This window comes from Vibrio sp. YT-17 (genome assembly GCF_033337375.1).
In the GTDB taxonomy this organism is placed as follows: domain Bacteria; phylum Pseudomonadota; class Gammaproteobacteria; order Enterobacterales; family Vibrionaceae; genus Vibrio; species Vibrio alginolyticus.
In genome coordinates this window covers 45,478-58,446 of sequence record NZ_JAWOQP010000014.1, presented here as the reverse complement: position 1 = coordinate 58,446, position 12,969 = coordinate 45,478, and the positions used below count along the sequence as shown (strand labels likewise).

The 12,969-nt window shown below is 44.9% G+C and carries 12 protein-coding genes; 11 read left to right on the top strand and 1 reads right to left on the bottom strand.

Annotated elements, in window-relative coordinates; all coding sequences use genetic code 11:
- Window positions 1-85 precede the first annotated feature (85 nt).
- The 7 genes from R7F67_RS14680 (at window position 86) to R7F67_RS14650 (ending at window position 8,130) form a co-directional block, all read left to right on the top strand.
- Window positions 86-1,348 carry an imelysin family protein gene (locus R7F67_RS14680; RefSeq protein ID WP_054577693.1) on the top strand — a complete coding sequence of 421 codons (1,263 nt, stop codon included), beginning with the start codon at window positions 86-88 and terminating at the stop codon, window positions 1,346-1,348.
- A gap of 92 nt (window positions 1,349-1,440) precedes the next feature.
- A complete protein-coding gene (locus R7F67_RS14675) occupies window positions 1,441-2,823 on the top strand; it encodes a di-heme oxidoredictase family protein (protein ID WP_065274667.1) in 1,383 nt (460 codons plus the stop codon).
- Between the two features lie 10 nt (window positions 2,824-2,833).
- Window positions 2,834-3,871: an imelysin family protein gene (locus R7F67_RS14670; protein ID WP_054866138.1), complete on the top strand. Its 1,038-nt coding sequence runs from the start codon at window positions 2,834-2,836 to the stop codon at window positions 3,869-3,871.
- Window positions 3,852-4,934 carry a DUF1513 domain-containing protein gene (locus R7F67_RS14665; RefSeq protein WP_258476015.1) on the top strand — a complete coding sequence of 361 codons (1,083 nt, stop codon included), beginning with the start codon at window positions 3,852-3,854 and terminating at the stop codon, window positions 4,932-4,934. The genes R7F67_RS14670 and R7F67_RS14665 overlap by 20 nt, the downstream gene beginning before the upstream one ends.
- Window positions 4,935-5,087: 153 nt before the next feature.
- Window positions 5,088-6,629: a murein L,D-transpeptidase gene (locus R7F67_RS14660; RefSeq protein ID WP_005376852.1), complete on the top strand. Its 1,542-nt coding sequence runs from the start codon at window positions 5,088-5,090 to the stop codon at window positions 6,627-6,629.
- Window positions 6,630-6,795: 166 nt separating this feature from the next.
- Window positions 6,796-7,344, top strand: coding sequence for a DUF882 domain-containing protein (locus tag R7F67_RS14655; RefSeq protein ID WP_031778936.1), 549 nt, complete (start codon window positions 6,796-6,798; stop codon window positions 7,342-7,344).
- 129 nt (window positions 7,345-7,473) lie between these two features.
- The gene (locus R7F67_RS14650) at window positions 7,474-8,130 is read left to right on the top strand and encodes an MBL fold metallo-hydrolase (RefSeq protein ID WP_005376855.1); all 657 of its coding nucleotides are present in this window, start codon (window positions 7,474-7,476) and stop codon (window positions 8,128-8,130) included.
- An 18-nt stretch (window positions 8,131-8,148) separates the two neighbouring features.
- On the opposite strand, the gene R7F67_RS14645 is transcribed toward R7F67_RS14650, so the two are convergent.
- Window positions 8,149-8,814, bottom strand: a complete 666-nt coding sequence (locus R7F67_RS14645) for a DUF2982 domain-containing protein (RefSeq protein WP_005386825.1) — start codon at window positions 8,812-8,814, stop codon at window positions 8,149-8,151.
- A 273-nt stretch (window positions 8,815-9,087) separates the two neighbouring features.
- On the opposite strand from R7F67_RS14645, the gene R7F67_RS14640 reads away from it, so the two are divergent.
- From R7F67_RS14640 to R7F67_RS14625, 4 genes are all read left to right on the top strand, one after another.
- Window positions 9,088-9,492 carry a hypothetical protein gene (locus R7F67_RS14640; RefSeq protein WP_005376863.1) on the top strand — a complete coding sequence of 135 codons (405 nt, stop codon included), beginning with the start codon at window positions 9,088-9,090 and terminating at the stop codon, window positions 9,490-9,492.
- 414 nt (window positions 9,493-9,906) lie between these two features.
- Window positions 9,907-10,998: a TRAP transporter substrate-binding protein gene (locus R7F67_RS14635; protein ID WP_017636112.1), complete on the top strand. Its 1,092-nt coding sequence runs from the start codon at window positions 9,907-9,909 to the stop codon at window positions 10,996-10,998.
- 115 nt (window positions 10,999-11,113) lie between these two features.
- On the top strand, window positions 11,114-11,653 hold the full coding sequence (locus R7F67_RS14630; protein WP_053306570.1) for a TRAP transporter small permease subunit: 540 nt from the start codon (window positions 11,114-11,116) through the stop codon (window positions 11,651-11,653).
- Window positions 11,654-11,665: 12 nt separating this feature from the next.
- Window positions 11,666-12,952, top strand: a complete 1,287-nt coding sequence (locus tag R7F67_RS14625; protein WP_318057249.1) for a TRAP transporter large permease subunit — start codon at window positions 11,666-11,668, stop codon at window positions 12,950-12,952.
- Window positions 12,953-12,969: the final 17 nt, after the last annotated feature.

Below are 12,969 nucleotides of genomic sequence, written 5' to 3'. Positions count from 1 at the left end.
TTGTATTATCTCGAGACTAAAGTGCAAATAAGAATAATTAGCACTACCAATACGATAATTGAAAAGCTCAACAAGGATGCTTCAGATGAATGCAAAAAAAGTTTTAGTCCAATCTATTGCTGCATCACTCCTCATTGCCAGTGGTTCTACCGTTGCTGCCACAGTAACTAAACAACAAGTAGTCGAACATTACGCGGACGTTGCCCATGCTGTATTTGCTGATTCAGTAACAACAGCGAAAGCGCTTGATGTGAAAATCGACGAATTTCTACAATCACCATCAGCGAAAAAGCTTGAAGAAGTAAAACAAGCTTGGCTAGATTCTCGCGTGCCTTACCAACAGTCTGAAGTTTTCCGTTTTGGTAACGCGATTGTTGATGATTGGGAAGGTCAGCTGAACGCATGGCCACTTGATGAAGGTTTGATTGACTACGTAGCGGCTGATTACCAATACGAATTGGGTAACGAGGGCGCTGCTGCCAACATCATCGCGAACACTAGCCTACAGATCGGTGCTTCTAAACTGGACGTTTCAAAAATCACTCCAGAATTGCTAGCGGATCTAAACGAAGTAGGCGGTTCTGAGGCAAACGTTGCATCAGGTTACCACGCGATTGAATTCTTGCTTTGGGGTCAAGACCTAAACGGCACTAACGCGGGTGCAGGTCAACGTGCTTACACTGATTTCGTTGTGGGTTCTGAGTGTACGAATGGCCATTGTGAGCGTCGTGGAGAGTACCTAAAAGCAGCCGCTGATCTACTGGTTCAAGACCTTGAGTGGATGGAAAAGCAGTGGTCTGCTGAAGTAAAAGGTAACTACCGTGAAGAGCTACTGAACGACTCAGCGGACAATGGTCTACGTAAGATGCTATTCGGCATGGGTTCTCTTTCTCTAGGTGAGCTAGCGGGTGAGCGCATGAAAGTGGCACTAGAAGCGAACTCAACTGAAGACGAGCACGATTGTTTCTCAGACAACACGCATAATTCTCACTACTACAACGAGCAAGGCATCTACAACGTTTACACAGGTACATACAAAGGTGTAAACGGCAAAGAGCTATCTGGTCCAAGTATTGCTGATCTTGTTGCTCAAAAAGATAAGAAAGCCGCGACCGACATTCAAAAGCAGTTTGATACAACACTTAGCCAAGTTGGTGAGCTAGTGACTTCTGCAGAGAAGAATAACCAGCATTTTGACCAACTTATTGCGGCGGGTAACGCACAAGGCAACGCGCTGGTAAACGACACCATCATGTCGTTGGTAGCGCAAACTGGTGCGATTGAGCGAGCGGCAAACATTGTCGGCATCGACAGCCTAAGCCCTGATACTGCTGACCACGAGTTTTAATAAGAAAACCATAATAAATAAGGGCTCTTTGTGAGCCCTTTTGCCGTTTGAGCTCGTTGTTATCACCCTTGTTGTCTATGTAGAGCAATGATATGAAGCCATACCTAATTTCTGCGCTAGCCGCGATCCTTTCTTCTTCTGCCATGGCTTACGATGTTAAGTCTGGTGGCAAAACCAGTGTTAAAAAAGATGGCGCGAATGCCTATTCTCTTCCTGCTGCCAACCTGCCGATGAGCAAACGCCTAGATTTTAGTGTGGGTAACAGCTTTTTCCGCAACCCTTGGGTACAAGCGCCAGCGTCAACAGACGCTCGTGATGGCCTAGGTCCGCTTTTTAACACCAACGGTTGTCAGAACTGTCACATCAAAGACGGTCGTGGTCATCCGCCAGAGAAAGATGATTTACATGCCGTGTCTATGTTAGTGCGCTTAAGCATTCCTGCGATGACGCCAGAACAAAAGAAAGCTTACATCAAAGATGGCGGCATACCTGAGCCGACTTATGGTGGCCAGCTTCAAGATTTCGCTCTGCAAGATCAAACGCCAGAAGGCAAAATCGAAATCACTTACACCGATGTCCCAGTGAAATTTAAAGACGGTACGACGGTGACGCTAAGAAAACCTCATTTGAACATTACCGATCTGGGTTACGGCGATATGCACCCAGATACCGAGTTCTCAGCACGCGTGGCACCACCAATGATCGGCCTTGGTTTGTTGGAGAGTATTCCCGACGAAACGCTACTTGCTTGGGCTGATGAACAAGATGCCGACAAAGACGGTATCTCAGGCAAAGTCAATAAGGTGTGGGATATTGAAAAGGACGACTTCTCGATTGGTCGTTTTGGCTGGAAAGCAGGACAACCGACGCTAATGCAGCAAAATGCAGCAGCATTTAATGGTGATGTGGGTCTTACGAGCCATTTATTCCCAAATGAAAACTGTACCTCGAAACAAAGCATTTGTGACGACATGCCAAATGGCGGCAAACCTGAAGTGAGTGAAAATATTCTCGACTTCGTAGAGTTTTACAGCCAACACTTAGCCGTACCTATTCGCCGTAACATCAATGAGCCTAGCGTGAAACTTGGTCAGCAAATCTTTGCTGCGTCTGGTTGTGAAAGCTGCCATAAAACCAGTGTTAAAACGGCGAAGCGACCAGAGTTACCAGCGCTTTCTGAGCAGCTTATCCATCCATACACCGACATGCTTCTGCACGACATGGGTGAAGGCTTAGCCGATAACCGTCCGGAATACTTAGCAAACGGCCGTGAATGGCGAACGGCACCGCTATGGGGCATTGGTTATACCGAAGAAGTAAACGGACACACTTACTTTCTACATGATGGCCGCGCTCGTAACCTGATGGAAGCGGTGTTGTGGCACGGCGGCGAAGCTGAAACGGCGAAACAAAATGTTTTAGCTCTGAACAAAAAAGAACGTGATGCTCTCATTGCGTTTCTGAACTCTCTATAAGGAAGCAACCATGAAAAAAACACTGTTAGTGAGTGCGATTGCCGCAACGTTAAGTTTGGTTGGTTGCCAATCGACCATCGGTTCGAGCTCAGCCAAGCCTGAGAGTACAAGTCATATTTCTCAAAGCGTGTACGAGGTTGAGTTTCAATCAGCTCAGACGTTTTTAGCGCAAACCACAGAACTTGAACAGCGCTTCGCGGATTACTGCGCATCAGAGTCGAAAGATGATGCACAAGTAAAACAGCAATGGCATCAAACGATGCTTGCGTGGATGGCATTACAAGGTCAAGAACGTGGCCCTGCTACGGCGTTGGAGCAAAGCTGGAATGTTCAGTTTTGGCCAGATAAAAAGAATACCACTGGTCGTAAAATGTCTGTACTGACGAAATCTGATCAAGCTTGGAGTGCAGAAGATATCTCCACCCAAAGTGTCACCGTGCAAGGTTTAGGTGCATTGGAATGGCTGCTTTACGATAAAGCGTCGACCTTATCTAGCAACGGCAATACTTGTGTGACAGGCGTAGCGATTGCAGAAAACCTCGATAACAAAGCGCAGATCATCGCGGATTCTTGGGCAGAGAACCCTTGGAAATCGCTAGAGATGACGGAATGGGAGTCTGAGTACATTTCACTGCTCTCGAATCAGCTTGAATACAGCATGAAGAAGTTGAGCCGACCGCTAGCGAAGATTGGTAAGCCTCGCCCGTATTTCTCAGAATCGTGGCGTTCAGAGACCTCGCTTTCAAACTTAAAAGCCAACCTTCAAGGGATGGAAGCGTTGTACTTTGCTAACGGGAATGGTCTAGATGCGCTACTTAGAGAGCAAGGCCATGCAGATCTCGCAGACCGTGTCGTTCATCAGTTTGAAATGGCGTTAGAAACTTGGCCAGAAGATAAGAGCTTGTTTGCTGCACTACAAACAAAAGAAGGCTATCGCATGGTGCTCGCTCAATACAATAAGCTAGAGCAATTGAAGTACCTGATTCACGAAGAAGTGGCGATCGAGCTTGGCGTAGTTATAGGATTTAATGCAACCGATGGTGACTGATCAAACCCGCCGAATCTTGCTGAAAGCCGCTCTATTCGGGGCGGCTACACCTATGATGCCATTTGGTTGTTCTTCAACAAGCTCACGTGAGCCTGCGTTGATCGGCTGCTCTATCATTGGCCGAGACAAATTCGCAGCGGTGGTGGCGGATGAGCATGGTATGCCGCTATCTTCATTGCCGATTCCTGAACGTGGTCATGGTGTAGCAACGAACCAACAAGGCCACGCCGTAGTCTTTGGTCGACGACCTGGTACTTTCTTCATGGTATTTGATTTTCGCTCAGGGCAGATGATCAAACTGCAACTAGCAAAGTCAAATCGCCATTTTTACGGACATGGTGTTTACTCCCATGACGGCACGTTGCTATTTGCCACAGAAGGGGAGAGGGGGACAAGCCGCGGGATCATTGGTGTTTATGATGTACAGAAGCAATATCAAAAGATCGATGAGTTAACAGGCTTTGGCCTTGGCCCTCATGAAGTGATCATGATGCCTGATGGCGCATTGGCGATTGGCGTTGGTGGCGTACACACTAATGGCCGTGAACCTCTCAATCTTGATAGCATGAGACCGAGTCTGAGTTACCTTTCACAAGAAGGGGAGCTATTGGATCAAGTGTCTTTACCGGATCATAAGTTGAGTATTCGCCATTTAGCTCATGATGGTGCGGAAACCGTGCTTTGTGGGCAACAATATCGTGGTGAGCCGGACGAGTATCCAGCCTTGATCGCCATGCACACGCGTGGTGGTGAGATGCAGGATCTACAAGCTGATCCTGAAGAGTGGGCGCGTTTCAATCACTACGTTGCGAGTATTGCAGCAACCGATGAATGGATCTTAGCCACTTCGCCTCCGGGCAGTTGTTATGGTATATGGTCTAAATCTACGGGCAAATTGGTCGAGCTAAGTGCGTTACCAGATGCCTCTGGTGTTGTGGTCTATGGCGATGAGTTCCGAGTCAGTTCTGGGGCGGGAAAAGTGGTAGAGCAAAGACCTGAGGAGTCAAAAAGTACCTTCGCAAGCGGAGTGCAATGGGACAACCATTGGTCGAGAATTATCTAGAAAGATCATTGAGTAATTACTTATAGAGAGTTTTGTTGTCGTTTTCGGCATCAGATTCTTAATTTTAAACCTGCAAGCTGTGAGATATTTGCCATACTTTTTATTATGGCAAGTAGCGCAAGGATCATTTCAGTGTTTGCTAGGGTTTTAATCATGACGGCACTTCTAGTGCCGTTTTGCAGCTTTTCCACCGTCGTTTCTCTCGAAGCTTCAGCGCAAGTCGAGCAAGAGGGAGCGGTACAAAAGCTGTCTGTAGAAAAAATGATCCATTATCCAGAGGTGATTGATCAACTGTATCAAAGCACCAATTACCGTTTGAACTGGGAAAATGAAAGTGATATTGAGCAGTTTCTTTTTCAAGTAAACCTGGTTGCACTTGCGGATGTCACCGATGAATTCGAAAATCAACTTCACCGGATAAACCAAGTAAGGTGGCAGGGAGATAATCTCGACTTCGATTTAGTGATGACAGATTCACTCTTGATGTACCTTAGTTATCTTGAGCAACTCCCCGAAGAAGGGATTAATTGGCTATTTACAGACAAAGCCCATGTTACGTTACCCGCTCCTAGCATCGATACTTTATCGGTTCTGAGTAATGAGATTACGGTTGGCAAACTTGGTCAGTTTTTGGCAAGTCTCCGGTCTCCATTACAAACAGATGATGCTTTCTACTCCGCCTATTCTTCGCTATCGGAACATTCTCAGTACCAATATCCTGCCTATCAACAAACTGGGCTAGCACGTGTTGGCGATATATTAGAAAACAGACCCCTATTGATTGAGCGAATGGAGATCGTAGGCGTAGATGTTTCTTACTTGGATTTAGTCACTGAAGAATATGACGAACAATTAGAGCTTGCGATAAAAGAGTTCCAGCGTATTCATGGTTTGAAAGAAGATGGCGTTATCGGCCCGAATACCATTCGATGGATCAACTTTTCTCCTCAAGAGCGATTGCATCTGCTGGCGTTGAATTCTGAGCGTTCAAGAATTTGGTCGAAAGAAAGGGATAATGTTGTCTTTGTTAACGTGCCTGGATACGAAGTCACGTATTGGCATGATGGTCAACCCTTGTTTGAGTCTAAAGTTGTGGTAGGGAGAGCATCAAGAAAAACGCCCATCATGTCGGTAGCACTGGATTCAGTTATTCTCAACCCAACTTGGAACGTGCCTTGGACTATCATGGTTAAAGACATTATTCCTAAAGTAAAACGTAATCCGATGTATTTGATTAACCATAACATTCAAATCATTCGGTCTTGGACTTCGAACGAAATTATTGACCCTACAACCATCAATTGGGCAACGGTGAATCCGAGAACATTTCCTTATCGTATGCGACAGGCGTCGGGCTTACAAAATGCACTGGGATTGTACAAGTTCAATATGCCTAACCCACAAGCTATTTATTTGCATGACACGCCAAGTAAGAACTTGTTTGAACAGGACAGACGCGCATTCAGCTCAGGATGTGTTCGTGTAGAACATGCGGACCAGTTAGCAGAACTTCTGTTCAAAACTCAGGGGTTGGAAGAACGTTTAGCGAAAAAGCGAGAAAGTTCTCGTCGGTCTAACACGTCAGTTCCTTTGGGAGAGCGCATTCAAGTACACATCATTTATCAAACAGCATGGTTGGAAGAGGGAACGCTTTACTACCGTGATGATATCTATAAGTACGATCACCGCAGTTGAAATCTTTAAGGAAAATTTACAAAACGAAGAATTCTCTTTTCGTTCAATAATTAAGCAATAATTACTGCATCTGAAAATCAAGATGGAGCGTTTTATGCATTTGACGTGACAAATGTGTTTGGTTAATGTCCACGACTTGTCTAGTTGTTGAGCACTGTATTTTGAAATGGTAAGTCGTAACTTTTCCCGCCGAGATTTCCTTAAAATGACCGCTGGTGGTGTGGTGTTGGCGTCTGCCCTGCCATCATTTTCTTGGGCTTCACTCCCTGACGAGCCACGTGCGCTGGCGATGAACAATCTTAATACTGGAGAGATCCTCGAAACATGCTATTTCGATGGAAAAAGATACATTAATGATGAACTTCAAAGGCTGAATGAGTTTTGTCGAGACCATCGACGGAATGAGGTTCATCCGATGGATCGACGCTTGTTCGATCAAATAAGCCAAATTCAAAAGTTAATTGGTACAGAAGCAGAGGTGATCGTCATTTCAGGTTACCGTTCTCCTGCCACTAACGCCTCGCTGCGCAACGGGTCTTCTCGTGTAGCGAAAAAGAGCATGCACATGGAAGGAAAGGCCATTGATTTTCGTTTAGACGGCGTGAAGCTTTCAACGGTTCGTGATGCTGCATTAAGCCTAAAAGCCGGTGGCGTGGGTTATTATCCAGGTAGTAACTTTGTTCATATCGATACGGGAGCTGTTCGTTCCTGGTAGTGCTAGTTGAGACAAGGTTTCTAGTCTCAGAACGTCGTCGATTACCCACAGTTCAAAGCTTGAAGTCGCTAGGCCTTAGTGTCATAGTTGCGGCAGTTTTCATGCAAATTTATTCGGTATAGGTTATCTATGGCTCTGAAATACCAAGTTGTTCCAGTAACATCTTTCTCTCAAAACTGTTCTATTGTCTGGTGTGACGAAACCATGAAAGGTATTGTGGTTGACCCAGGCGGCGATGAAAAGCAGCTCGCTATGCTTATCAAAGAGCTGGGTGTTGACGTGGTAAACCTAGTGCTAACACACGGTCACTTGGACCACGTAGGTGGCACGGAACCGCTGTCTGCACTGCTTGGCGGTACAGAGATTGTTGGTCCTCACAAGGCAGATAACTTCTGGTTGCAAGGTTTGGAAGGTCAGAGCCAAATGTTTGGTTTCCCGCTGACAGAAGCGTTTGAACCGCACCAATGGCTAAATGAAGGTGACACTGTCACTTTTGGTAATCAAGTGCTGAACGTATTCCACACACCTGGTCATACACCTGGTCACGTTGTGCTTTACAGTGAAGAAGCGCGTTTAGCGTTTGTGGGTGACGTTTTGTTTAACGGTAGCATTGGTCGAACTGACTTCCCACAAGGTGATTTCAATACGTTGATTAGTTCTATCAAAGAGAAATTGTGGCCTTTAGGCAATGATGTCACGTTTGTCCCAGGTCACGGCCCTCAATCGACTTTCGGTCATGAGCGTAAAACTAACCCGTTCGTTGCTGACGAGATGCCGCTTTACTAAAAGTGCGTGTACTAAGCATTATTCTGGCTCGGCGGCAGCTAAGTATCGCCGAGTCAGTCCCACAAAATCCTCAGCCTCACGATCTAGATCACTTGCTGATATAAATAGATCGTAGCCATAAAAGCCTCTCTGATACTTCATCCGGTTGGCGAGCATCGCTAACAAACCTTTGTACTCAATCCCATCTCTGTTTATATACGGTTTAGGGTCAAGCACTATATCCTCAAACTTATCTTCACACTGATTTTGTTTCGCGCCTAAGTAAAGCAGTGCTCGCTGGCTGAGGAGAATTTCTGTCGCTATACGAGGGCAGATTGAATTTAAGTAGGGCGAGTAGTGTTTTAGACGAATACCGATCCAAGGTAGCGGTTGGTGCCACCCTTCCTGTTGGTAGCTACAAATACCGATTGACTCAATATTTCGCCATCGGACGACCCAACCTCCTTTAAAAAGGTGTTGCTGAAAGTGAGAAGCTGTCAGCGTAAAAGTGACTTGGCTTTTCTTAATCATCAAGATGGCGAAACCAACGATTGCAGACATCAAAATGACCGACAACATGGCTTGCTTCCATCCCGGAGAAATGGCAACCAAAAACAAAGTGATGAGTGCAACAAGCAACAAAAGTATTCTGTTGATAGGGGAGTCGGGTTTGAAATGTGAATTTGTTAGGTGCAGCGTTTCCATGCTTATAACCTCATCGAATACTTGTCCAAAAATAAGTGGGTAGCTTTATGTGCATTGATTTGCATTTAAAATAAAACAAACCTCTGTTTTTATACCCAGTATTCAATAAATCCGTTCATAAAATATCTGATTAAATAGTAGACGTTCTATACTTTGAGCGCATTTTTCATCGCGTTTCGCCGCTAAAACCTACAAATTGCTTGTGAATTTTGGTATAAAACGCGCTTCAAATTTTCATCCCTGCTGAGATGCAGTGAACTGGAGAAATATTCAATGAGACTTGCTCATAAGCGTAAAGTGCAGATGAAACTGCAAAAACGCATTAAAGCGACAGTAGCAAACTTAGCTGCAGCACCTAAAGCAGTGAAGCCTGTTGCGGAAAAAGCAGTAGCACCTTCTGTTGCTGAAAAAGCTGTTGCGGAGAAAGTAGTAGCTGATAAAAAAGTAGCTGCAGTGAAAACAGTTGATGTTGCCCTTACTCCTAAGCAACAACAAGTATTAGACATCGTTATGGCGAATGCTGAAGGTATTAACCCTAAAGGCATCGGTCTAGCTGCAGGTCAAGAAGATACTAAAGCGGCATCATGGGCTACTGGCGCACTAAAGAAGCTTCTTGAAGAAAACCTAGTTCAAAAAGAGCAGTTAGCAGGTAACAAAGTTATCTACAAAGCAGTTTAATTACCGCTACCGTTCTAGATTGAATACCTCGGCCGATGCCGAGGTATTTTTTTATCTTGGTATTGGAAATAATGCATTAAGTACTGACTTTAACACTGCCAATAAGTGGTTTGTCACATTTTCTTAAATACTATGTAAATTTTTTGGCAGAAAAATACGTACGTATTGTCTTTTATTTTTATTCATAGATAAAAATATAATTTATTGATTTTGCTATTAACAGTCTTTTGTCATGACGGTTGTCCTACGTACTTGTACGTAATACCTTAGGCTAATGCCTTATTGATGAATTACTCGCTTCCGTGTTCATGCCCATTTCGCATTAGACAACATTGTTACATCTTTTATACCGAATACAGCCAATCCTAATGAAATGGATGACAACAATAACCTTGGTGATAAAGGACGTGAACGATGAGTCTAATCCAAAAATCTTTAAAACGAGTGCTCAAAACAACCGCTGTCGCTGCCGCGATGGCACTCGCAGCGACTTCTGTAAACGCTGCTGAAAAAGTCTATCGTTTAAAGCTTGCTGAAACTTGGGGGCCTAATTTCCCAATTTTTGGTGATACCACAAAAAACATGGCCAAAATGGCGGAAGAGATGTCCAACGGACGTTTGCAAATCCGCATTGATTCCGCAAACAAGCATAAAGCGCCTTTTGGGGTGTTTGATATGGTTAAGTCGGGTCAGTATGACATGGGTCACTCAGCGTCTTATTACTGGAAGGGTAAGGTTCCAAACACACTTTACTTCACTTCTATGCCCTTCGGTATGTTGCCAACTGAGCAGTATGCATGGTTTTACTACGGCGGTGGTATGGAGCTGATGGAAAAAGTGTACTCTCCACATAACTTGATGTCTTTCCCTGGCGGTAATACCGATACTCAGATGGGCGGGTGGTTCCAAAAAGAGATCAAGTCCGTCGAGGACTTACAGGGTTTGAAAATGCGTATCCCAGGGTTTGCTGGTGAGATTTTGGCTGAGTTAGGTGCCAAGCCAACGAATATCGCCCCTGGTGAGCTATATACTTCTCTAGAGCGTCGCACAATTGATGCCTTGGAATGGGTTGGTCCATCGCTGGATCTACGTATGGGCTTCCACAAAATCGCGCCTTACTACTACACAGGTTGGCATGAGCCAGCGACTGAGCTTCAGTTCCTCGTTAACAAGCGTACCTGGAATCGTCTACCTGATGACCTAAAAGCGATTTTGCAAGTAGCCATGAAAACGGCCGCTTACGATATGTACACGCAATCGAAACACGAAAGTGGCAAAAACTGGGCATCTATTAAGTCTGAATACCCAAATGTTGAAGTAAAAGATTTCCCACCTGAAGTAGTAGCTGCGTTGCGAGAAGCAAACGATCGTTTGTTGAAAGAACATGCAGAAAAAGATGCTTTGGCGAAAGAGATTCAAGAGTCGCAAGCGAACTATATGAATCAAGTTCGACCATGGTCAGATATTTCGCACCGAGCGTACTTAAACAGTCAAGCTCAACAATAACGTTATGAAGCAGGCGATGCCGAGAGGTTTAGCCTGCTATCGAAGCCCAAGAAAACTTCATAATGAATGCTCCGCACCATAGCGGAGCGCATCTAAACGTTCCACGGAGTTCGGAATGAGAAGTCTTATTTATATTGAGCGATTATTTAACCGCTTTAGCGATTTCCTCGGATGGTTATCCAGCATCCTGTTTATTTTGTTGTTAGCAAACGTTGTGTACGACGTTGTCATGCGTTACGTGTTTAATGATGTGTCTATCGCATTCCAAGAAATGGAATGGCATCTATTCTCTGCCGTGTTCTTGCTTGGTGTGCCTTACGCAATTAAGTCCGGTGGCCATGTTCGCGTCGACATTTTTTATGAACGCTTATCTTACAAAGCACAATCCATCATCGACATCATAGGCACACTATTTTTCTTATTCCCTTTTTGCCTACTGGTAGCTTGGTTTGGTGTTGATTTCGCTAAGGAAAGTTACGCGTTAGGCGAGACGTCTGGTGACCCAGGTGGCTTACCATATCGTTGGATTATCAAAGCGATGATTCCGCTGTCATTTTTCTTTATGGCGGTGAGTGGTATTGGATTGTTACTTCATTCAATCAACAAAATTGTCAACCCTCATCTCATCTATGCCGGTAATAACGGTAAGTCGTAAAAGGAAGTCATTATGATCGGTATAGTGATGTTTTTTGTTGCGCTCTTTGCGCTTCTATTGGGATTTCCCGTTGCCTTTACTTTTGGTGGTATCGCGCTGATTTTTGGTGTTTGGGCTGAAGGCATCGAGATGTTTGCTTTTATGCCATATCGAATTCAGTCCATTATGGAAAATACGGTGCTAATGGCCGTACCGCTGTTCGTTTTTATGGGGCTAGTGCTACAGAAAACGAAGCTTGCTGAACAGCTACTAGAATCAATGGGGCGTTTGTTCGGTGGCGTTCGCGGTGGTATCGCTATTTCTACCGTGTTAGTTGGCGCATTGCTTGCGGCTTCAACGGGTGTGGTAGGCGCATCAGTTGTTGCGATGGGCTTAATATCTCTTCCTGTGATGCTCAAGTACAATTACGACAAAGGTTTAGCGTGTGGGACTATTTGTGCGTCTGGCACGTTGGGCCAAATTATCCCACCTTCTATCGTGTTGATCTTGTTGGGTGATGTACTTGGCGTACCGGTAGGGGACCTATTTCAAGCTGCGATCTGGCCCGGTATTACACTTGTTGGCGCCTATGTGATCTATATTCTCATCTACGCGAAGTTGAACCCTCAAGCCGCACAGGCGATAGAGAGCGATGAGTCGATCAGTCGTAAACAAGAAGTGCTCACCGCACTGAAAGCTGTATTGCCACCTTTAGCATTGATCATCGTGGTATTGGGCTCCATCTTTGCAGGGATTGCAACACCAACAGAGTCAGCGGCACTGGGCGGTGCAGGTGCGATAATTTTATCACTATTGTATAAACAGTTTAGTTGGTCGATGATTTATGATGCATCAAAAGAGACAGTTAAAGTAACCGCAATGGTCTTTGCGATCTTACTTGGTGCGACCGCCTTTTCAATGGCATTTACCTACACTGGTGGTGATTATTTAGTTGAAGAGTGGATGTTAGAACTGCCGGGTGAAAAGTGGGGATTCCTTATTATTACCATGGTGGTGATTCTGATTTTAGGTTTCTTTATCGACTTCGTTGAAATCTGTTTTATCATCGTGCCAATTATTGCGCCAGTCGCTGAATTGATGGGCATTAATATGACGTGGTTTGCGATTCTTATTGCGATGAACTTACAGACGTCGTTCCTCACACCGCCATTTGGCTTTAGTTTGTTCTATCTAAAAGGTGTCGCTCCAGCAGGGGTTACTACGCGAGATATCTACAAAGGTGTGATGCCATTCATCGCGATTCAGATTGTTGTGTTGGCGTCTTTGCTGTTTTTCCCAGGTTTTTACGGTATGAGTTAATCACTCGATAATAAAGA